The 22,824-nt window shown below is 42.8% G+C and carries 14 protein-coding genes; 6 read left to right on the forward strand and 8 right to left on the reverse strand.

The features are described from left to right. Nucleotides 1–2,991: hypothetical protein (locus NWP17_RS14850; RefSeq protein WP_280655657.1), on the forward strand; the 2,991-nt coding region annotated here is incomplete at its 5' end. Between the two features lie 35 nt (nucleotides 2,992–3,026). Here NWP17_RS14850 and pabB read toward each other — a convergent pair. Then, on the reverse strand, nucleotides 3,027–5,102 hold the full coding sequence (gene pabB, locus NWP17_RS14855; protein ID WP_280655679.1) for an aminodeoxychorismate synthase component I: 2,076 nt from the start codon (nucleotides 5,100–5,102) through the stop codon (nucleotides 3,027–3,029). Between the two features lie 250 nt (nucleotides 5,103–5,352). Beyond that, on the reverse strand, nucleotides 5,353–5,847 hold the full coding sequence (locus NWP17_RS14860) for a single-stranded DNA-binding protein (protein WP_280655658.1): 495 nt from the start codon (nucleotides 5,845–5,847) through the stop codon (nucleotides 5,353–5,355). Nucleotides 5,848–6,262: 415 nt separating this feature from the next. On the opposite strand from NWP17_RS14860, the gene NWP17_RS14865 reads away from it, so the two are divergent. Then, nucleotides 6,263–7,585: an ABC transporter ATP-binding protein gene (locus tag NWP17_RS14865; RefSeq protein ID WP_280655659.1), complete on the forward strand. Its 1,323-nt coding sequence runs from the start codon at nucleotides 6,263–6,265 to the stop codon at nucleotides 7,583–7,585. 98 nt (nucleotides 7,586–7,683) lie between these two features. Here the strand turns inward: NWP17_RS14865 and NWP17_RS14870 are convergent, their stop codons facing one another. After that, nucleotides 7,684–10,212, reverse strand: a complete 2,529-nt coding sequence (locus tag NWP17_RS14870) for a sugar phosphate nucleotidyltransferase (protein WP_280655660.1) — start codon at nucleotides 10,210–10,212, stop codon at nucleotides 7,684–7,686. Between the two features lie 265 nt (nucleotides 10,213–10,477). Between NWP17_RS14870 and NWP17_RS14875 the strand changes: the two genes are divergently transcribed. Continuing rightward, on the forward strand, nucleotides 10,478–10,669 hold the full coding sequence (locus NWP17_RS14875; protein ID WP_280655661.1) for a hypothetical protein: 192 nt from the start codon (nucleotides 10,478–10,480) through the stop codon (nucleotides 10,667–10,669). Between the two features lie 185 nt (nucleotides 10,670–10,854). Here NWP17_RS14875 and NWP17_RS14880 read toward each other — a convergent pair whose 3' ends face one another. Then, the gene (locus tag NWP17_RS14880; RefSeq protein ID WP_280655662.1) at nucleotides 10,855–11,124 is read right to left on the reverse strand and encodes a YciI family protein; all 270 of its coding nucleotides are present in this window, start codon (nucleotides 11,122–11,124) and stop codon (nucleotides 10,855–10,857) included. Nucleotides 11,125–11,368: 244 nt separating this feature from the next. Beyond that, a complete protein-coding gene (gene pheT, locus NWP17_RS14885) occupies nucleotides 11,369–13,804 on the reverse strand; it encodes a phenylalanine--tRNA ligase subunit beta (protein WP_280655663.1) in 2,436 nt (811 codons plus the stop codon). Between the two features lie 144 nt (nucleotides 13,805–13,948). On the opposite strand from pheT, the gene NWP17_RS14890 reads away from it, so the two are divergent. Then, nucleotides 13,949–14,110 carry a hypothetical protein gene (locus tag NWP17_RS14890; protein ID WP_280655664.1) on the forward strand — a complete coding sequence of 54 codons (162 nt, stop codon included), beginning with the start codon at nucleotides 13,949–13,951 and terminating at the stop codon, nucleotides 14,108–14,110. A 36-nt stretch (nucleotides 14,111–14,146) separates the two neighbouring features. Here the strand turns inward: NWP17_RS14890 and NWP17_RS14895 are convergent, their stop codons facing one another. Next, nucleotides 14,147–18,079, reverse strand: coding sequence for a bluetail domain-containing putative surface protein (locus NWP17_RS14895; protein WP_280655665.1), 3,933 nt, complete (start codon nucleotides 18,077–18,079; stop codon nucleotides 14,147–14,149). 596 nt (nucleotides 18,080–18,675) lie between these two features. Here NWP17_RS14895 and NWP17_RS14900 point away from each other — a divergent pair. Continuing rightward, nucleotides 18,676–19,845, forward strand: coding sequence for a homocysteine biosynthesis protein (locus tag NWP17_RS14900; RefSeq protein ID WP_280655666.1), 1,170 nt, complete (start codon nucleotides 18,676–18,678; stop codon nucleotides 19,843–19,845). Nucleotides 19,846–19,877: 32 nt separating this feature from the next. Here NWP17_RS14900 and NWP17_RS14905 read toward each other — a convergent pair whose 3' ends face one another. Continuing rightward, on the reverse strand, nucleotides 19,878–20,840 hold the full coding sequence (locus tag NWP17_RS14905; RefSeq protein WP_280655667.1) for a hypothetical protein: 963 nt from the start codon (nucleotides 20,838–20,840) through the stop codon (nucleotides 19,878–19,880). A 377-nt stretch (nucleotides 20,841–21,217) separates the two neighbouring features. On the opposite strand from NWP17_RS14905, the gene NWP17_RS14910 reads away from it, so the two are divergent. Further along, nucleotides 21,218–22,072, forward strand: coding sequence for a tetratricopeptide repeat protein (locus tag NWP17_RS14910; RefSeq protein WP_280655668.1), 855 nt, complete (start codon nucleotides 21,218–21,220; stop codon nucleotides 22,070–22,072). Nucleotides 22,073–22,084: 12 nt separating this feature from the next. Here NWP17_RS14910 and NWP17_RS14915 read toward each other — a convergent pair whose 3' ends face one another. Further along, nucleotides 22,085–22,702, reverse strand: coding sequence for a TMEM165/GDT1 family protein (locus tag NWP17_RS14915; RefSeq protein ID WP_280655669.1), 618 nt, complete (start codon nucleotides 22,700–22,702; stop codon nucleotides 22,085–22,087). Nucleotides 22,703–22,824 lie beyond the last annotated feature (122 nt).

Raw genomic sequence — 22,824 nt, forward strand, 5'->3', positions numbered from 1 at the left:
GTATCATTAATTTCAGTTCAACCCAACCTGACCACACCAACAGCAGTAGAAAATATCCCTAATGCGCCTACTTTAATCAGTAGTTTATTGGAAACTAGCCCCCCCACGGAAGACATTCCCATCAATACCCTAGCTCTTAACCCTGGTAATTATCCTCCTTTTCCCTTTAACTCAGATAATAACTTCAATTTTGACCAAGATCAGTTTGCTCCTGGTAATCCTGGTCAAACAGGACAATTTAATGATCTTCTCCCCCCATCCAACCCGACAATTTTCACCCAATCCTTAATTGCACAAGCTACCAATAATCAAAACCAAGTACCATTCACTCCGGTTCAGCCTAATCGACCTGAAATTCCCACAGAAATACCGTCCTTACCTGTCCCAGAAGATATACCAGAGGATACACCACCCTTAAAACCAGAAACAAGTCCAAAACTTATCAGAGCGTTAATCAGTAAATTGTTGGACGATAGCGCCTCAAGATATCCATTTCTTGTGAATACAAGCGATAAACTAATTATTAATCCTCGTAATTATCAACCTTCAAAATTTGATTTTTATTCAAACTTTAACTTTAACCTGAATAAGTTTGAGACAAGTAGCACATCTCAGACAGAACAATCTGGTCATGATATATTTAAATCAGGTAATATTTCTTTTTATCCTGAAGATGAGCAATTTTATTGGGTTTTAGATACTAATCAAGTGGTAATTGAAACTCAAGGAAGACATCTAAAAGTTGGTTATCAGGGAAATTACACCCAGGAAAATAGTAGACAAATGGCTAAAGTTTCTACAGTTTTTTGGGGAGTACAAACAGTTGTTGGTGTTCCTGATATATTTACAAATTTAGTTGGAGAACAGAAGTTAGATGACTTAAATATGATGAGCGCAGCCGGGGAAATTGTCTTACCTCCCGGAGCTAGTTTAGCTGATAATGCTAATGTGAGTATTGATGTATCTCGACCAGATGGTAGTTCTTTTAAACAAATTATTCCCCTAGACGACACACGCAAAGCCACCACCGCAGCACTTCTAGGAGGAGGATCTTTCTTTGAAAATTTAGATGCTAAGAATACGCCTACATTTTTACAAGCATTTCCCACTGTAAATTTACAACCTTTACTAAATAATGGTGTAAAGCTAGAAACTGGTAGTATCATACCCACGGAAAATCTCACTGGTGCTGGGCTTACATTCGGTGATTTTTTTACTCAACAAGGATTTACATTTAACTCTAAAATGAGTTCCTCTCCCGGAACAAAAACTTTACGCATGAATCAAAGTGACAACAATGATATTGTTGCAATTCTCAGTAATCCTTTTTTAACTAAGGAAGAAAGGGATTTTCATTATCTCAATTCTTTGATGTGGTATAACTTTGGTCAACAAAGTCCTGAAATTAATACTTTTTCTACTTTAAATATTAACCAAACTTGGGATAGATATACTTTAAGTTGGTCCCATAACCGCACTTTGCTAGAATATGACCCAGAAAAAATTAAATTAAATTACTACAATGTCTTTTCCAATCCTGGTTTATCCTTAACTATAGAAAAATTGAGCAACACTGATTTAAACCAAAGTGTAAATGCTAGTTTAGGGTTAATTATGGGTAGTGTCTTTAGTTTTATCAATCCAGGTAATATTAATGAAACCATTAGTAAAGCTAAAGAACAGTATAACAACTTGCAACCTTTAGCTGTTTTGGAAACGAAAGCCACGTCTCAACAGCGAAAGGAAATGAATCAACGGTTAAACAATACACTCAATTATGGTAATAGTAATAGCAACCTGTCGCAAGTTTCAGGAAGTTATACTTTTGCAGGAAATATCACCTCCAACAGTTCAGTTTTATTACAAATGAGAACAGGTATTTATGAAAGGAGTGTTCAATTTATTGAACAAAACATACAAGATTGGACTCCGCAAACTCCTGTTTTTATAGATGTTGTTCGTCCTAGTGACTTGGGTCCAATATTTTTTACGGGTACAAAAATTCCTACTAGCATAACTCAAATTAATACCCCAGAAACCGTTCAATATAGCTTTATTCGAGGCGAAACTTCAAATGGAGAAGTGGTATTTGACCAATCTTATGTTTTTAAGAATAATGTCACCAGTGTTTTTACAGCAGTTCCTATACCCGCCGGTAAATCCTTTGATATAGATTTCGGACGGATAAAACTAAGTACATTTCGGCAAAGAGATATTGAAAATTCTTCTTATGTAGGATACCTGTACTTGCCATCAATTGAATTTGCTATGTCAGGAAGTATTAATAATTTTAGTTATACCTTATCTACAGGAATGTGGTTTAATCTTTCTCCAGATTCCGCACCAATGATTAATAATAATTTGGGTAGGTTAAATGCTAACGCTACAACGGAAAGTTTTATGGGAGGAATGTTGAAAATGTCAACTAAACTAGAATTTACTAATATATTTTATGATCAAAATAACAAGTGGCATACTGTATTAGCAAATTCACCTTTTTTCTCATTAACTTATAATAGTAATCCTAATCGTCTCAATCTTTCCAATATCTCTACTGGTAATGTCTTTCAGTTTGCAAAACCAGATTTCAACATTACTTTTTATCCGGTATTAACTTATTACCCAAAAATACTCAATTCTGATGTGCAGTCAAATAACATCGGTGATCTTGTCGGTTTTGTACTTTTGAATTTTTCCCATAATACTGGTTTCGACTTTAATAGTTCTATATCTTTACATAATGAAACTCTCTATCAGTTTGAAGCTACTTATAATATCATGAAGAATAAAAAAAATGGGAGTTTGAAAATAGGCCCTTACTATTCCAATTATTCATCGGCTAATAGAGAATTGGAAAACCAAGTTGAAAATCCTAAATATGGAATAGTATTTCGCTATGAAAGTGCTAATTCTGGTTTGGTGTTAAATTCTCGTTTAGGAAATACTGATTATGGTTTACGAGGAGAAATGAACTTGGAACTGAAATTTTAGGAATATAACCGGGGAATTTATTCCCCGTCTAATAGCTAAAGTCGGTTTGAACCCAATACAGTTTTTGTGAAAGCCTCAACTAAAGCCTTACCCTTAAGAAAAGCCTCTTCAAACTCCGCTTCAGGATCAGATAAAGCTACAACACCACCACCAATACCAATAGAAGTTCCATGGGGAGTCAAAACCGCAGTGCGAATGACAATATTTAAATCTGCTGCACCATTGAGAGCTAAAAAACCAATAGCCCCTGAATAAACCCCACGTGCTTGTTGCTCTAACTGATCAATAATTTTCATAGTTCTGATTTTTGGCGCACCTGTCATGGAACCACCAGGAAAAGCTGTTTTAATACAGTCGGTAGCAGCCATATCCGGGCGCAAACAACCACGAATGGTACTCACTAGCTGATGTACTGTAGCATAAGTTTCTACAGCCATTAACTTAGAGACTTGAATACTACCCACTTGACAAACTAAACCTAAATCATTGCGTAATAAATCCACAATCATCAAGTTTTCTGCCCGGTCTTTTTCGCTGTTACGCAATTGTTCACACAGTATTTGATCCTCTGCTACAGTAGCCCCACGTCTACAAGTACCTTTAATGGGTTTAGTTTCTACCCATCCCCCCTGGTCAATTCGCAAAAACCTTTCTGGAGATGAACAAGCAATAGCAACTTGACCAAAGCGCAGAAATGCTGAATAGGGGGCTGGATTAATTCGCCGTAAAGCGCGATAATATGCCAACGGGTCAGGAGTGGCATCTGTATATAGCTGGTTAGTTAAACAAATTTGGTAACTTTCCCCTTCCCTAATTTCATTGAGACACTTGTAAATATCATTGATGTAGGTCTGGCGAGAACGGCTGAGGCGGAAAAGTAAAGAATTATTGCTACCTATGGGCGCTATGGAGGGTAGGGGTGGTAAAGCGACTAGTTGCTTTTCTGTGGACTCAAACCAAATATCTGCTGGTGTTTTATTGTGGTTTTCAGTCAGACACAATAAATATATAATTTCTTCTTGGTGATCAAAAACAATGATTTGATCAGCTAAGATAAACATGGCATCAGGAAGTAAGGCAGAATGCACTAACTCTGAACCACATTCTGCCTTCATTTCATAACCGAAGTAGCCCACAAAGCCACAGTTAAAGTCAAAGGGTAGCTGGTGACATTCACAGTGACGGTGGTTAATTTCTCGTTTAAGATAATCAAAAATACTTTCTCTATAGTGTTTTTTCTTACCTGACTGAGTGACAGTTAACTCTTGAGTTTGGGTGCAGTACTCAACCAACAAACTATTTACACCACCACTCCCCCCCATAAAGGAAAAACGAGCCACACCAGGACTAACCAAGCTGCTATCTAGCCAAAAAGCATGACTATCTTCACCAAATAAATTAAAAAACACCTGTTCTGCATCACAATAAAAATTTAGTTTTTTACAGCAAACTTGGTACAGGGAATGAGAAGAAGCAGCAGGTATGGTGTATTGGTGATAGTTTCGTACAGTGGGGGTTGGTTCTTTCTGGGTGAATTGTTCCGTGATGTGTCGGAAATTTTTTAAAATCTTCCATCCGTATTCAGTGCTGATAGATTCAGGATGAAATTGCACTCCCCAAAGTGGTAAATACCGATGACGCAGCCCCATAATTAGCCCTTGTTCAGTCCAAGCCACTTTTTCTAGACAGGTGGGTAAATCATCAGCAACTATTAAAGAGTGGTAGCGGACAACAGAAAAGCCTTGGGGTATGCCTTCAAATAGCTGACAACCATGATGATATATTTTACTCAATCTTCCGTGCATTACCTCCGGGGCATGAATCACCCTTCCCCCATATACATAAGCCAGTCCTTGATGACCCAGACAAACCCCTAGTAGAGGTACATCTATATTTTCTATTACTTCTGGGCAAATGCCAAAATCTTTGACTTTTTCTGGGCGACCGGGACCGGGAGAAATCACCACATTATCAAATCTCAGTTTGGTGATATCTTGAATATTAATTTGGTCATTGCGAATTACTAAGGGAAGTTCTCCGTTTATTTGGGCGATCATCTGATAAAGATTAAATGTATAGGAATCGTAGTTATCAATGATCAGCGTCCGCACTTGGTCTTTCCCCTGTTGGTTTGTGAGTGGCAATCAATAAATTATACACTAAAAGTCATTTGTCAGCATGGGCAATAGTAACACAAGCATCCTGCTTGTCGGCGAATTATGCTTATTTAGGTATGATTAAGTTTTGTAACGACATTCGACATTTCTGGGAATGATCATGTTGTAGTGCGAGCATCTGGCTCGCTACTGTTGAATAAATCTAAAATCCAAAATCTAAAATCTAAAATCTAAAATCTAAAATCTAAAAAGGAATGTCGTCTGAGTCCGGTTCTGGTCCTGGTATTGGCGGATAATTAGTAGGCTCAAAGTTTTCAGGTATGGGTGTGGGGGCGGTTGGGGCTGGTAATTCTACTTCCTTTGGTGGAGATGATGACTGTGGGGTTGTGGATGTGACTGACGCGGTTACTGTCATGGCTGGTGTTGGGCTGAAACTGGTTCCTGCAGGTTCAATCTGTTGTACTGTTAGTTCGGCACGTTTTTCTTTAAACCCTTCTTGACGCTCAACAGTCTGCATTCCTAGGCGTCCTGCTAAGATGACGCGATCGCCTTGATGATAATTTTGCTGGATTTCTGTGGCTAGATTCCCCCAGCCCACAACTTTTAAAGCCACTAACTGGTCTTCTCCACGTTGAGGGTTAGGAAACTGTACCAGCATTTCTGTAACTGCTAAATTATCGGCTGTGTAGCGTAATTGCGGTTCTTGAATGATTTCCGCCATTAAAACGCAGCTGTTCATAAGTCCTCCTGAATGGCAAAAAAGTTTTTACACCGATTATAATGGGCATCAAGAATCATGACCTAGGTTTTTTAGAAAAGCTGAACAAGCTATCAAACACGCTCAAAGGAAGATTTACAAAACACACAAGGTTCAAGATTAAGTAGCCAACGGAATGAACACTCTAAAATAATAGCGCGTAACCTGTGCAAGTCTAAGGACTTACTGGCCTATGAAAACTTACAAATGCGTAATCTAATTAAAAATCATGGTTTAGCTAAGTCAATTAGTGACCCTAGCCGGTGTTTGTTTAGGCAATGGATTGACTATTTTGCTGGTAAATTTGGTAAAATAGCTGTTGCTGTAGCACCACATTACAGAATCCCCGATCTCTTAGGACGGGGAGTGTCAATGATTATCCTTACTTAAAACACTCGTGGCGCAAGTTGTTCTAGAAAATATCTACAAAAGTTTTCCCCAGCGCAAGGGGGAAGGTGTAGCTTCTCCCACTTCTACCAGTGATGGCAAAAAAAATGATGTCACCCCTGAAGCAGGAGAGTATATTAATGTTCTACGGCGAATTAACTTAACCATCGCCGATGGGGAGTTTATGGTGCTGGTGGGTCCTTCTGGTTGTGGTAAAAGCACTTTACTTAGGTTAATTGCTGGGTTAGAAGAAATGACAGGAGGAAATATTTCCATAGGCGATCGCTTAATTAATCACCTACCGCCCAAAGAACGAGACATTGCTATGGTGTTTCAAAATTACGCCCTCTACCCCCACATGACTGTATATGACAATATCGCCTTTGGACTGCGCCGACGGCCATTAAGCAGCCCAGATCACCAATCTTCACTTCCTGAATGGGGGGAACATCTTTTTGTGGCTATGACTAGAAAACTACCTAAAGGACTACGTTACATTTCCCATAAAGAAAGAGAAGTAGATCAGCAAGTGCGAAATGTAGCCCACTTGTTGCAAATGGAAAATTTACTCTATCGCTTACCCAAACAGTTATCTGGTGGACAAAGACAACGGGTAGCATTAGGAAGAGCGATCGCCCGTAATCCCCGTGTGTTTTTAATGGATGAACCCCTATCTAATTTAGATGCCAAACTGCGAGGGGAAACACGTAGCCAAATTGTTAAATTGCAACGTCAACTGGGAACCACTACAATTTATGTCACCCATGACCAAACCGAAGCCATGACCATGGGCGATCGCATTGCCATCATGAATCAAGGTCAAATCCAGCAAGTAGCATCGCCATTAGAACTGTACAATTACCCTGCTAACCGCTTTGTAGCGCAGTTTATTGGTTCACCAGCGATGAATTTTATGCCGGTGACGTTTCACGCTCCTTTATTAATCACCCACAACAATTTCCGCCTCACCCTCCCAGAAACTTGGGAAGCACCTTTGCGAAAATACGACAAGCAAACTATTATTTTAGGCATTCGTCCAGAACACTTGAGTTTAAGTGTACCCGCTACCAAAAATTTACTTGTAAAAGTGGAGTTAGTGGAAAACCTGGGTAATGATTCTTTCCTCACAGTTAGCCTGGGTAGTTTAGACATGGCTGAATCCCAGGCTAACCAGACTTTAGAGAATTATTTACAAGTGCGAATCCCACCAGACAGATTAGTGCGTGTTGGTGAGGAACTATGGTTATCGTTAAATCATGAAAAACTGCACTTTTTTGATCCTCAAACTGAGTTGGCAATTTTTCGCTCCCAATTTTCAACTACTCCCCGATAAAATAATTTGAGTTTTGATATAGCGTTAGCAAGCAGGATGCTCCCGCTACAAGACGATACAAGACGATCATTTGTATCTCACGTGTTTAAATCCTATCCTTACACCTCTGCTGGTTGTTGCTCTTGTTGTCTCTCCACAAAAGTCTGAACACGGTTGCGGTAGTTTCTCAAGGTTTCATCTACCCAATCCCGATCATTACTGTTAGCGTACAGATGTACTAAAGGCTGACTGGCATCTGGTAAAACTAATAGCCAGCTGTCATCGTAGGGTTGACACACTTTTACTCCATCAATTAACTCTAGGTTTTGGGCTGGGTGTGTTTCTACTAAATAACGCATTAGCCCCCCTTTAGCAGTCCAAGGACACCGTACTGTATAACTTTTGTGGACTACACGGGGTAATTCTGAACGCGCGGTAGCCAGCGATCGCTCTTGAATAGTCAGCATTTCAATTAACTTGGCAATGCAGAACATAGAATCAAACCCCGGATGTAGCTGGGGGAAAATAAAACCAGTTTCTGCACTACCCCCCAACACCACACTGGAGTTTTTTTGACAAGCTTCCATTAAAGCTGTAGGATTGGCTTTAGTGCGAACTACTCTACCATCGTGACGACGGGCTACCTGTTCCACCGCACTAGAAGTATGAACAGGCACAACTACCGTCCCTCTGGGGTTAGATGTTAAAATCATATCCACCATCAATGCTGTTAACATCTCGCCACGAATGGGAAAACCTGATTCATCAACCAAAATCAACTGTTCCCCATTAGCGGACACTTGCACGCCAAAGTTAGCTTTTAAAGCCTCCACCACATGACCAAGCTGAGTGAGTAGCGCTTCCCGGTCAGTCACAGACACAGCAGATTTATTGACACTCGCATTCAACACTACCGCATCAGCCCCAAATTTATCTAACATCAGTGGTAAAACCGCCCCAGACACAGCATAAACATAGTCAATCACGACTTTTGCTCGACTATGGCGGAGGGTGTCCACATTTAACAGTTTTTCAAAAGCAGTGCAGTAGCGTTCAATCACTTGACTGGGATATGAGACATCCCCCACCTCATGAATTTGCGATCGCCGCATATCTTCTTTAAAATAAGCACCTTCAATTTTTTTCTCCAGGGCTTTGCTGATATTAATCCCCATTTGATCCATAAATTCAATCAGGATATAATCAGGGCGATCTGGGTGTACTCGGACATGAATCCCACCAGCCACATACATTGTAGGTATGACTGTCCGGGCTATGGGGATAGCTGTAGCATCAAGGTTGAGAATGTCAACACCCACAGACATCAAACCAGCAATTAACGAACGAGTCACCATGCGAGAAATATTGCGCTGGTCACGGGAAACTGTGACTTTAGAACCTGGTTTTAATGTAGAACCGTAAGCAGCGCCCAATTTTACCGCAAATTCTGGAGTGATATCAATATTCGCTAATCCTTGTACACCACGTTGTCCAAATAAATTTCTTTGGGCAGTGTTTCCCCAAATCAAGTTAATGTTTAAAATTGCCCCTGACTCTACCTTTTTACTCGGCCAAACCCGGACATTGGGGCTGATTTGGGCTTCTTCGCCGATGGTGGAAAGGGAACCCACTATAGCTGCTTCTAATACATGGGCGCGACGATCTACACGTGTACCACGAGAAATCACACAGGCGCTTAGATGTGCTTCATCTCCGATAATTGACCCATTCCACAAAATTGGGCGCTTGAGATTAGCATCAGCGCCAACAGTGACATTATCCCCAATTATGGTTCCTGCTTCAATGTGTACTCTAGCCCCAATGCGGCAATTATCACCAATCATAGCTGGAGTTTGTATAGTCGCAGTGGGGGAAATAAAGGTATTTTGTCCCACCCACAAATTAGGCGAAACTTCTGGATAAGGAAATTCCAGTACCACCCGACCATGTAAAGCATCATATTGAGCTTGACGATAAGCGTCTAAGTGACCAACATCGCACCAGTAACCCTGGTCAATATAACCATACAAAGGTTCATTTTTTGCCAACATTAAGGGAAACAAATCTTTAGAAAAATCACTTTCAGCGTTGGATGGTAGATAATCCAATACTTCTGGTTCGAGAATATAAATACCAGTGTTGACAGTATCGGAAAAAATTTCACTGGTAGAGGGTTTTTCTAAAAAGCGGCTAATACTTCCCTGTTCATCGGTAATGACTACTCCAAACTCCACTGGATTAGGAACTCTGGTTAAAATCAACGTGGCTTTTGATTGTTTTTGTTTATGAAAGGCGATCGCTGCTGTCAGGTCAAAATCTGTGATACTATCACCGCTAATCACTAAAAAAGTTTCATCCAGTAGTTCAGCAATATTCTTGACACAACCTGCGGTTCCCAAAGGCTGATCCTCTTCCACAGCATAGGTGATCTGAACCCCAAAATCGCTGCCATCTTGAAAATATTCTCGCAGGACATCTGGTAAATAATGTAATGTAGCAATCACTTCTGTGATTTGATGTCGTCTGAGCAGATTGATAATATGTTCGGCAATGGGCCGATTGAGAATAGGAACCATGGGTTTGGGGAGATCACAAGTCAACGGGCGAAGCCGCGTTCCCGACCCTCCAGCCATCAGTACTGCACGCATAAATTCTCCTTAGCTATTTGCAGCATTTGCTGCTTACAGACCCGTCAGAGTATGTTGTATGTTCTTTCTTTAGTGTCCTATGGATATTGATATTTGAGTAACTGACCTAAGAAGCATCTAGGGGGAAATAAGCAATATTACTCATGATAAAGTGTATTTATGATTTGTTCAGGTGTGGAACTGATCGCGGTAACTGGGGCATAATCATAATGGAGTAATAAAACTTTAACTTAAATACTGTTATTTACTCAAGGAGTCAAGGGCAATGATTAAGTTACTTTTCTTCGGTCTATTTGTGATCTACATAGCCGGGGTTTGGAAGTTATGGAATGGGTTTGCACGAACTAATTTTAGTCAAACCTTACCTAACCGTATTAGTTTATCACTGTTGTGGCCAGCTTTATTTATTGCTAATCCAGCATATCGCCGCAACTTTAGACGAGCTTTGAAGGGATAGTGGACCTGGATATGATTTAAAAGTGAACAGGGATATTTTTATGTGCTGTTTTCCCACACTTTGTTCCCTGTTCCTTGTTATAAAAGTCTGGTTTTACCCAGCCTTACCTCCCATTCCTGACTATTTCTACTCATTTAGAGAGAACGAGTCGCACCACGTGTTTAATAAATGCTATGTTCTGTTGGTTAAAAAGCTTGAATCCACTCTTTAACAGAATACTCAGTCCAGATGCCATTTTTCCAGTAGGGGTCATTTTCCACCACTTGGCGCACTGTTGCTTCGTCCTCGGCTTCATAAATGGCAAAAACTTTAGTAATATCCTTAGTTGGTCCAATAGTGATTAATATACCGGACTCTTTTTGTTTGGCTAACCCGTCCAAGTGGTCTTGACGAAAAGGAGCGCGTTTTTCTAAAACGTTTTCACAGTATGTTCCCCACATGATGTATTTAGACATAATTACTTATGGTTTTTCCTAGATTTATTTATACAATTTTCTCACGCCCAGGCGCAAATAATGATTATTCTACCATTGATAGAGGGGTTTTCGCTGCTTGGTGAGGTATATTATTAACAAGCAGGATGCTTGTGTTACGTAGACTGTATGAGTAGCACCGGCTTCTAGCCGGTACTCAGACAAGCAGGATGCTTGTGTTACAAGAAGAAGGTAGCGGGCAAGATACCCGCACTACAATTGTTAGCTAACTTCTCAAGTTAACGCCGAATTTTTCTACCAGGGCTTCCCGGACTTTGTTGTGTACAGGTTCCACTTCTGCATCCGTGAGGGTGCGATCGCTTCCTCGGTATACTAGACGAAATGCTAAACTGCGTTGTCCTGGGGGTACGTTTTCCCCACGGTACTCATCAAATAATTCTACAGATTCTAGTAGTCCTTTGGCTGCTTTGTGAATGGATTTTTCAATTTCTGCCACTGAAATGTTTACAGGGGCGAAAAAGGCTATGTCGCGATCGCTGGCTGGGTAGGTAGAATAAGGATGAAAGCTGGGTACTAAAATCTCATCTTCATCTAAAGCACTCAACAGCACATGAATATCTAGTTGGAACACATACACAGAATCAGGTAAACTCTGTTCTTGTTGCAGCTGGGGATGAAGTTGTCCAAATACACCCAGTCTGTTACCACTCACCCACAAAGACGCTGTGCGTCCTGGATGTAAACGCTCGTCTCTACAATCCGGTTGATATTCTACCTTTAAATTCAGGGCTGCAAACACACTTTCTAAAATCCCCTTAGCATCAAACCAGGTCATAGGCTCTTCAGCCGTCCCTCTTGACCATTTACCAACCCGGCGATCGCCCCCCATTATCCCCGCAATGGCATCTGTTTCTTGCAAACCTTCTTCTTCTTGCCAGAAAATGCGCCCCATATCAAAGGCATTGAGAGAACCATTTCCTTTTTCTAAATTATATTGAAAAGCATCAATCAATCCTGACATTAAATCAGTCCGCAGGGCTGAATATTCAGCAAATAACGGGTTACTTAAAACTATCTGTCGATCATCCCCCGGTTTGACCAAAGAATAATGAACTACTTCGGTTAATCCTTCCCCCCGGAGAAAAGCCCGTAATTTGCGGATTAACTCTTGATCTACAGGTAAATAACCAGCTTCTGATTTATCTGGTAAGGTGTCGCAGAAGTTATCATAACCATATAAACGGGCGATTTCTTCAATTAAATCAATTTCCCGTTCTAAGTCCCGGTAACGATAAGGAGGTACTGTCACCGTCCAGGTTTCCTCACCCTTATAAGTTAAATCACAACCCAACGCCGATAGAATACGCTCAACATCTGCGGCTGTAATTTCTCCTGTTTCTCCTGCTAAATCCACCGGACCCAATACATCATTCACTCGCTGGAGATGCAGGACAATAGAACGACTCCAACTAGAGGAGTCTGGGCGAGTATCAGCAATTACCTGTTCTGTAATTACCCCATCCGCCAGGTCAGTTAACAAAGACAAAGCCCGGTGACAAGCTATTTCCAGTTCTGCCCGGTTGACTCCCCGTTCATATCTGCCGGAAGCCTCGCTTCTTAACCCCACACTGCGGGAAGAGCGACGAATGACCACAGAATCAAACAATGCCGCTTCCAAAACTATACTATCAGTTTGGTCATTAACTTCTGTTTCTTCTCCACCCATCACCCCAGCTAGTGCCACGGGTTTATTATTAGCAGTAATTAACAAGTTTTGGTTTGACAAATTGCGGATCTGCCCATCCAAGGTTTTTAAAGACTCTCCACCACTGGCAAAGCGAACACCAAGGGTTACACCCTCACCACCAGCAACAGCTTGTAAACGGTTTTGATCAAAGGCGTGTAGTGGCTGTCCCCATTCCCATAAAACATAATTAGTGATATCCACCACATTATTTATAGGGCGCACTCCAGCAGCCCGTAAACGCTGTTGCAACCAATCAGGAGAAGGGGCAATTTTCACTCCTTTAATTACTGTACCAATGTAAGCAGGGCAGGCATGGTGATCAGCAATTCTCAGTCCTAAATTATTAGCACCCGATGACACCGATACAGCATCAACGCCAGGAAGACTTAATTTTCCCCCGGTCAAAGCAGCCACTTCCCGCGCTATTCCCACCATAGAAAGGGCATCCGCACGGTTAGCAGTGGCAGTAACATCTAAAATTACATCATCTAAGCCCAACAACGGGCGTACATCACTACCTAAAGGTAGATTTTCCTGGGTAAAAATATGAATCCCGTCTACATCACTAGGTAAACCCAGTTCTTTTAAAGAACAGATCATACCTTGGGACGGCACACCTCGTAACTTGGCGGGTTTGATTTTTAGGTCTATGTTGGGTAAATAAGTTCCTGTGGTAGCCACTGGGACATAAATATCAGCCCGGACATTAGGCGCACCGCAAACAATGTTTAAAGTTTCAGATGCGCCGATATCCACCTGACAAACACTTAATTTATCAGCATTGGGGTGGGGTTGACGCTCAAGCACTTTCCCCACAACCACCCCATCAGCCCAGGTGTGGCGGTTTTCTATATCTTCCACTTCAAACCCTGCCATTGTCAAGGTTTCTGCCAGTTCTTCTGGGCCTAGTTTAATTTCCACTAGTTCCCGCAGCCAATTTAGAGAAATACGCATGGAGTGTGCTTACTTGTTCAAATATCGTTTAGTGCTGTGGAGAGCAACATTAGCTCATCAGCACAAAAAAGGAAAAAGACTCATATCCAGTTTTTGACACTCCCCCAGGCTTAAGCCGGGGGATTCCAGTGTCACTGACGTTCCTTGCTTTTACTGGACTTGCGTTCAGCAGAAGTAGAGGGAACATCTCTACCGGCCTTACTTCCCGTCTGCCCGACGGTGGCGTTTACACGATTCAAACGAGCATACACACCACGAGCTTTGACTATTATACTGCGAAGTAGTTGGCAACATCGAGAGTGCTAGCAGGATTGTTATCGCCCGCAAGCCAGGTGAAATTATCTAAGCGAAGTAGTTCCCAACAGTGAGAGTGGCAGCAGGATTGTTATCGCCCGCAAGCCAGGTGAAATTATCTAACTGAAGTAATAAATCACTGTTTTTTTGGAAACCAGGTGTACTATCGTTAACGGATAAGTACAGTTGTCTGTTCCAGGTAAAGAATACTGCTTCTTTATCTCCTAGTGGACGGTCATTTCCATCTGTGTCTGCATAAGCAGCACTGAGAGCAGCCTCTATAGTTCTGGCTCTACTTAGTCCGTAGTTGAATAAAGCATCTGGTCTAGGAGTCAACTGGAAGCGATCGCCCTGCGGTTGAGAGAAATTAACCAGGATATCCCTAGATTCCAACAGAGAATCAGTCAAACCTTCGTAGACAAAGGTATCAGCACCGTTCCCACCAGTGAGGGTATCACCACCACCACCTCCCGTAAGTGTGTGGTTACCGGTTCCTGCTCCTAGATAGTCGTCATTTACTGTACCAGTGAGTGTACTGTCTTTGTTGGTGATGGTCAGGGTTAAAGGGGTGATACTGGTATAGTTACTATCTCCACTGGTGACAGTGGAGGTAATGTTGTATGGTGTGTCACTACTACTACCTTTACCTGTGACTGTGACGGTTTGGGGTCTGTTCCAATTCTTAGCTGTGAAGGTGAGGGAATTTGTTGATAGGCTTCCTTTTGTGTTGTCTTCTGTGAAATCAATCTTGACATTACTAGTGGGTTGAGTGTTCAAGGTCAACTCGAAGCTGGCTGTTCCCCCTGTTTTCGTGGTGGTTCCTGTGGTGCTGTTGACTGTTATTCCTGCTGTGTCATTGTCTGTGTTGGTGATGGTCAGGGGTAATACAGATACAACTTGGTATGCAGGATCTTTACTAGTAATCCTGGGGGTAATCGTATATGGAATATCACCATCACGTACTCTGTCATCTACCCCTATGACTTCCAGTGTTTGGGGTCTGTTCCAAGTAATGGGTGTGAAGGTGAGGGATGGTCTGGATAATCTTCCTTCTCTGGTATTTACTCCTGAGAAGCTGATGGTGACGTTCTGTGTGGGTTGACTGTTTAGGGTGAAGTCGAAGCTGGCTTTTCCCCCTGCTTCTGTGGTGGTTCCTGTGGTGGTGGGGGTGACTGTGATTCCGGCGGTGAGGGTGGGTTTGTTGGTAATGCTTAGGGGTAAGACTGGCATATCTCGATATTTACCATCATCACTGGTGACTTTGGATGTGATGTTGTATGTTGTGTCATTCGCATTATCTTTACCTGTGACTTCCAGGGTTTGGGTCCTGTTCCAGTTACTGGGTGTGAACTGGAGGCTTTTTTTACTCAGCGTTCCCTGGTCGCCCCCATTATTTGTGAAGTCGATGGTGACGTTATGTGTGGGTTGACTGTTTAATACGAAGTCAAAGTGGGTGCTTTTTTGCGGTGTGGTGATTCCTGTGGTGGTGTTGGTTGTTATTCCTGCTGTGTCGTTGTCTTCGTTGGTGATGGTTAGAGATGAGGCTCTGATAAGATTGTAGTTGGGATCTCTACTGGTGACGGTGGAGGTAATGCTGTAAGTTCTGTCTCCGTCATCTATGCTGTCATTTAACCCAGTTACTTCCAGGGTTTGATGTGTGTTCCAGTTACTGGGTGTGAAGGTGAGGGCTGATTTGGATAATCTTCCTTCTGTGGTATCTAGTGCCCTGAACCTGATGGTCACGTCACTGGTGGGTTGAGTCTGTAGAGAGAAGTTGAAGGTGGCTTTTCCTCCTAATTCTGTGGTGGTTCCTGTTTTGTCACTCAAGAGGACGTCATAAATTTCGTCTGTCACCACGAGGGAGAAGTTTGATGTGTGTTCTGGGCTACCATTCACATTGGGATCCTTCACTTTAACCGTGACTGTGTATATCTTCTTATCCGTTTCGTAGTCTAGGTCTACATTTTCTCGTACGTAGAGGAAATTATTATCTACTTCAAAGCTACCAGCATCAGTACCAGTTAAGGTGATGTCGTTGGTTCCTACTCCATCGTCGGTGATGTCGATTTGTGCTAATCTAATGCGCTCTTTGGTGGAAGTGTTTTCGCGAATTGGTACGTGGAGTGCAATTGCCGTGGGGGCTGCGTTTACCTTGGCTTCAAGGGTTAATTCCTCCGTCCAGTCTGGGGTATTACCTACTGTGGGGTCGTTTACGTTGACTGTTACCTTGTAATTCTTGACTGCCAGGGTAACATTTGCTTTTAGATATAGGGAAGTTCCATCTACTTCAAAGCTACCAGCATCAGTACCAGTTAAGGTGATGTTGTTGGTTCCTACTCCATCGTCGGTGATGTTGATTTCTGCTACTTTAATCCGGTTGGTGGTATTAGTGTCTGTGGCAATGGCTGTGATGATCTGTTGTAGAGTTGCTGTGGGGGGTGTGTTAGTACCTGTGGGGGCTTCGTTGACGTCGCTGACGTTTAGGGTGAAGTTAGTTGTTAGGTCTGGGGTAGCACCTACTGTGGTGTCGTCTACGTTGACTGTGACGTTATAACTGGCTTTGGTTTCGTAGTCTAGGGTTGTACCTGCTTTTAGATATAGGAATCCACTAGCTACTTCAAAGCTACCAGCATCAGCACCACTCAAGCTGATGGTGTTTGTTCCCAACCCATCGTCAGTAATGGCGATGTCTGCTACTTTGATGCGGGTTGTGGTGCTGGTGTTTTCTGCAATTGTTGCTGTGGTGTTTTGTAGGGTTACTGCTGTGGGGGCTGAATTAGGCGTTGATGATGTATAAATCCGCCCATAGACATCCCATGCTCCAGCACCACTAGTATCTGATGTCCAAGCTGCGACAAATCCACCGTTCGTAAGTCCAGCCAATCCCAGTTTCCCGTTTTGTTTGTCGTCCAATGTGCCGTTTGTTCCGTTGACCGCAAGCTGACCGCCAACTTTATTAGCACTTTGATCGAATATCTGCCCTACGACCTCCCGATTCAATGATCCAGGAGTAACAGTCCAAGTTACGACAAATCCACCGTCATTAAGACCGGCTACAATAGGTTGAGTTAAATTATCTGAGTCTGTCAATCCTAAATTAGCGCCAGTGCCGACAACAAAAGCGTTACCATTTGTGTCACCATTTGCATTGTAGCGTTGTCCATATACCTTTCGATTGTTCGCATACCAAACTACAACAAAGCCACCACCACTGAGAGCAGCTACTGATGGTTCCTCGTAGTTTAAATCATCTGTTGTTTCGCCCGATATTCCAATTGAAGTACCGTCTCGTTTGACCTGTATGGAGCGTTCTAGTGTGGCACCATTTGTACCATCTACAGAGTAGATGTATGCAAAGATAGCTGCTGTATTAGAAACGGCATGCTTGCTAACGCTCACAACTTTACCGTTACTGAGACGGGTTAATGGTTTCTCATAACCCCATTGGGCTTCGTTGTTACCAACGGAAACTTCCGAACCAACTGCGCCAGAAGCACTAAACACCCGCCCCCTCAATGAACAACTATCAGTACCTTGAATCATCGATGTCCAAGTTACCATAAACAGACCGCCACTGAGAGCAGCTACTGATGAAGCATTCTGATGGCCACTAGTCGCAGTATTGACTTGAAATTCACCGCCATTTTTCGTGCCATTTGCATTATAGCGCTGCCCATAGACTCCATAACCACTGCCATCTTGTCCGTTTGATTCCCAAACGACGACAAAGCCACCGTCACTAAAACCACTTACTAATGGATCTAGTTGATTATGATTAAAATAAGTATTGACTTGAAATTCACTGCCATTTTTCGTGCCATTTGCATTATAGCGCTGCCCATAGACTCCATAACCACTGCCATCTTGTCCGTTTGATCCCCAAGTGACGACGAAGCCGCCGTCACTAAGAGCAGCTACTGATGGGTATTGTTCCTGGCGGGCATTATTTACTACGGTCAACTGATCATTGGCGGTATACATGGGTAAATGTCCTGAATTGTGATGTTTGAATGGATGGTAGTAATAGATATATAGATATATATAGACCGGGCGACTGTAGAAAAAATGGCTGTCAGTCGGTCTAAGTGTTAACTGGTGTTAACTAGCGTCAAATATGGCAGTTATGCCTGGGTTGTTGGAATATGTATGTATATACATATCAAGCTATCAAGCCCTTTTGTGGGTGCGGTTTCCAGTGTACTTTCCGCATTCCACCCAGGGGCTATGGTGTATGTTAGCTGTTGCTAGCCAAATAAATACTACCTCAGTTTTTTAGTTTTGTCTAGTGGTAATGAAAAATTTTTTTTAATCATGATTTTGCCAGAAAAAAGTAAATCTTGGAGTGGTAAACCCATGTGTTGACTGGTTTTTGAGGTTTGGTTAAGGATAGGTTAAGGATAGGTTAAGAAGAGGTTAACTATTAATTGGTGGAGAATTGTGCGGAGGATGGTAAGGTTTAATGAGACTGGGTTCATGGTGGGTTACCGTCCCTATCATACGTAGTGCGGGTATCCCTGCCTGCTACGGTTATATAAATGAAACTATGTTACCGTCTCTCCCAACAGGTGTTTTTATAAATGCGAACCATAGCGGAAATTAACGAAAAAATTCGCCACCAACAAGCAGTGGTGTTAACAATTGAGGAATTAAAGGCACGAGTTGCCCAAGTTGGTGTCAGCAAAGTTGCTAAACAAGTTGATGTGATTACCACAGGCACATTTGAGCCCATGGAATCCAGTGGTGCAATTATTAATCTAGGACACACTGACCCCCCTATTAAAATTCGGCGCTGCTGGTTGGATGGTGTACCAGTATATGCAGGTTTTGGAGCAGTAGATTTATACTTAGGTGCTAGTTGTCCCGTGGATGTCATGGATGGTGAAGAAGACCGAGAATATGGCGGTGGTCATGTGATAGAAAATTTAATCGCTGGCAAACCCGTACAAGTAAAAGCACAGGGACAGGTAACAGATTGTTACCCACGGGCGACATTTGAAACCACCATCACCCGCGACACCATTAATCAATTTTATTTATTCAATCCTCGCAATCTTTACCAAAATTTTATTGTCGGTGTTAACGGGGGCGATCGCCCTCTGTTTACTTATCTAGGACCGTTACAACCAAGTTTAGGAAATGCGGTTTACTCAAACCCCGGTGCCATTTCCCCCTTACTTAACGACCCAGATTTACAACTAATCGGCATTGGTACCAGAATTTTTTTAGGTGGGGGTATTGGCTATGTGGCTTGGGAGGGTACTCAACACTTTCCTTTGCAAAAGCGTTTACCCAATCGTACACCCATTGGACCTGCTGCTACTTTAGCTTTAATTGGTGATGCCAAGCAAATGGATGCTCACTGGGTGCGGGGCTGTTACTTCAAAAGTTATGGACCTTCATTAATGTTAGGGGTAGGTGTACCACTACCAGTATTAAACGAAGAAGTAGTTAAATGCTGTGCAGTTCAAGATCAAGACCTAGTAGCGCCCATTGTGGACTTTTCCATTCCTCGGCGCGTCCGTCCTACCTTTGGTTTGGTGAGTTACGCCCAACTCAAGTCTGGGCGGATCACCATTGAGGGCAAAACTGTGAGGGTTGCGCCCCTAGCCAGTATGTTTTTTTCTCGGCAAATCGCCACAGAATTAAAACAATGGATTTCCGCAGGTACTTTTACCCTCACAGAACCGGTTGCCCCAATTCCTATGGAGCGATCATTTTTACCTCAAGATCGCTGGCAGGATTTTTAAAACAGGACAGTGGGAAATGTGTTTGATCGCCACTAATCCTCAGTTGGTTTTGGCCGTTTAATCGGCTTTGGTGTGGGCGCTTTCGGTATGGGTTTAGATACTGCGGAAGGTTCACTGGTTGTTTTCTTGACTGGTTTCGGGGGTTCCCCATTGGGTTGACGCAGAAATGGTTTCTTCCCACCACCCCTACGAGGGCTGCCTTTTAAATGTGGGTTGCGTTTTTTGGGCAGGTCGGCGATGGCTTCGGCTTTTTCTACCACCAATAGGTCAGCATCTCGCTTGGCTATAAAGTCCCAGAATTTGCCCACAGCCTTAGTGGCCAGTACTCCCCGCATTTTTAGCTTAAAGTACTTGGGTTTATCACTTGATTTGCGGGGAGCTTGCTTAATTTTCACCACTAAGCTATTAGCCTCGAAGGATTGGTAGACTACCTCACCGCGAATGGAAAAACTACCATCGGGAAATTCTGAAGAATCTACTGGTCCACTGGTAGATACTGGTTGGTTTTCCGGTTCATCAGCATCGGTGGTTTGTTTAGCTAGATTTTCCGGCTCCCACACCCCAACAATTTGCAGGTGTAAGGTGTCGTTTTCTTGCCGTGTGCGGGGATAAACTACCCACAAATGATCTTTTTGTAAATCCAGGTGGTTCCTGACTAAACTCATAATTCGCCCCAGTAGAACGGCATTAAGCTCTACACCATCTGGGGTGATTAGTCTACCTTGGGTGAATTGTTCACTGCTGGCAAGGTAGCGACCCCGGATTAAGCCAATGGCTCGGTACTGCATTGGTTCACTAGGGGGCGGAATGGGTTGCCAGCGATGACCCAGATTTCCATTTAAGCTAGTTTCCCCTGGGTTAACTGAGGAATTTTCTCCCTGAGAGGGAGGGGGTGCTAGTGTGTGAACATGAGCGTCAGCCTCTGGATGGGTTTGAGGTTGATGGTGAACAGAAGTTTGGGAAAATTCAGGTGAAGGCATCAGGTCGGAATTCATAAAAACTCCTTGGAGCGGAGACACATCCCATTATGGGATTTGACAAAAGCAATGAAACAGCAAAAAGTGTATGCAGTTGATCCAAGCATATGGGCTTTTCACAAAGCTACACCAGAAGGTCTAATACAATGGTAAACAAGCCACATTTGCATTAATAACCTAATGTAACTTAAAGCCTTTAGACTGGTTTCGGAAGGATATCATAAGTAAAATCCTGACGGATCTTCCTAAAGTCATCACTTACTTTGCTTATGTGAATGGTTCATTGTTATAAAGTTCACAGGCTATTGGCGGTATTCCGCAAGGTTTGGGAAATTTTTTGTTTTCCGATTTATGTCAATAATCGTGTCGTTTAAATTCTGGAGTAGGACAAAACTGTGTCTCAACCGCGCAATCGTTGGATAGTTAAGATTATTTTAGCCTTAGCAGTTACTGCATTTGTTGGGGTTTCAGTCATTCCCATTATTGGAGCAATCAATGACTCTTCTTCTAATCAAAATGCTCCCAGCACTAGCAGTGTAACTTCTTCAGAGCAATTATCAAAATTGCAAGACGAAGCCCGGGGGTATGAATTAGTTTTGCAACGGGAACCGGAAAACCAAACAGCCTTGAATGGCTTATTACAAGCCAGGCTGCAACTCCTGCGTTTAAAACAAGGTGACATTCAAGGGGTGATTAAACCACTGGAAAAACTAGCTGAACTCAATCCCCAACAGTCAGAATATGGGGTACTATTAGCCCAAGCTAAACAGCAAATAGGCGACCAGGAAGGAGCAGCCCAAGCTTATCGCACTATTCTCACCACTAAACCCGGTGATTTACAGGCTTTGCAAGGTATGGTGGCTCTGTTACTTGATCAGCAACGCCCCGAAGCTGCCATTGGTTTGCTGGAAAATACCCTTTCTAATGCAGACGAGGGAAATAAAGTTGAGCCTGGAACTGTGGATACTGTGGCTATACAGGTGCTGTTGGGTACGGTTCACGGTTCCCAACAGCACTACTCCCAGGCTACTTCTGTTTATGACCAGGCAATTAAGAAAGATCCTCAAGATTTCCGTCCCGTTTTAGCCAAGGCCATGCTTTTGAGAGAACAAGGCAAGGTGGAAGAAGCTAAACCTTTATTTGACAGCGCCGCGGCTTTAGCCCCTCCTCAGTACAAAGACGAAATCAACCGGACCGCAGCCACCCCCACTCCTACCCCTGCTGAGTCCCCAACTCCAGCTGAAGAGTGAAGATATGGGGGATCACACCCCCTGCACCGCAGCAACCATCCCAAAAATGAGAAATAAACACCCACCAGCCAAAGTGAGTTGACGTTCTGAAATGCGCCCGGCAATCATTCGCCCCCCTAATACCGCAATGGCTGTACAAATCAGGTGTCCTAACACAGCACCCCCAGTCACTGCCAAAGCATTATATCTCGCTGCTAGGGCAATGGTGGCTATTTGCGTGCGATCGCCCCACTCAGCCACCAAGGTCAGCGTTAAGGCTTCCATGACAATTGCTAATGGGCTTTTTGACTGGCGCTGTAGGTCTGCTTTCGCTACTGCTTCTTTGGCTTCATCCACAAGTTCTGGGTCACAGCCTGAAGCGGGCATTTTACTGGCTTCGTATAATAACTTGCTTCCAAAAGCCAGAAATAAAACTATTTCTGCGTAATTAAGATAATTTTCCGGCAATAAAGAGACAAATCTCCCAAATAATACTGATAAAACCGTCATGGTAGCTAATGCCGACGACACCCCCATAAATACTAGCCGTCGTGGGTGTTTCGTCGCCAAAATTACGGCGATAAAAAATGTTTTATCCCCTAACTCAGAAATGGTAATTAGTAACAAACCTGCTGTAAATGCTGTTAACACTCTCTCTAGCTCCTGAAGGATTTTTTACCTGTGTGGAGCTTTAATGAGAGCGGCAAGACTTCACTAAAGCTCACACACTTTTTGCGTGTAAACTCAGTGAAGGTCTCGCTCACAAATATAAA

The sequence above is a fragment of the Chrysosporum bergii ANA360D genome, assembly GCF_029891735.1.
GTDB lineage: Bacteria > Cyanobacteriota > Cyanobacteriia > Cyanobacteriales > Nostocaceae > Umezakia > Umezakia bergii.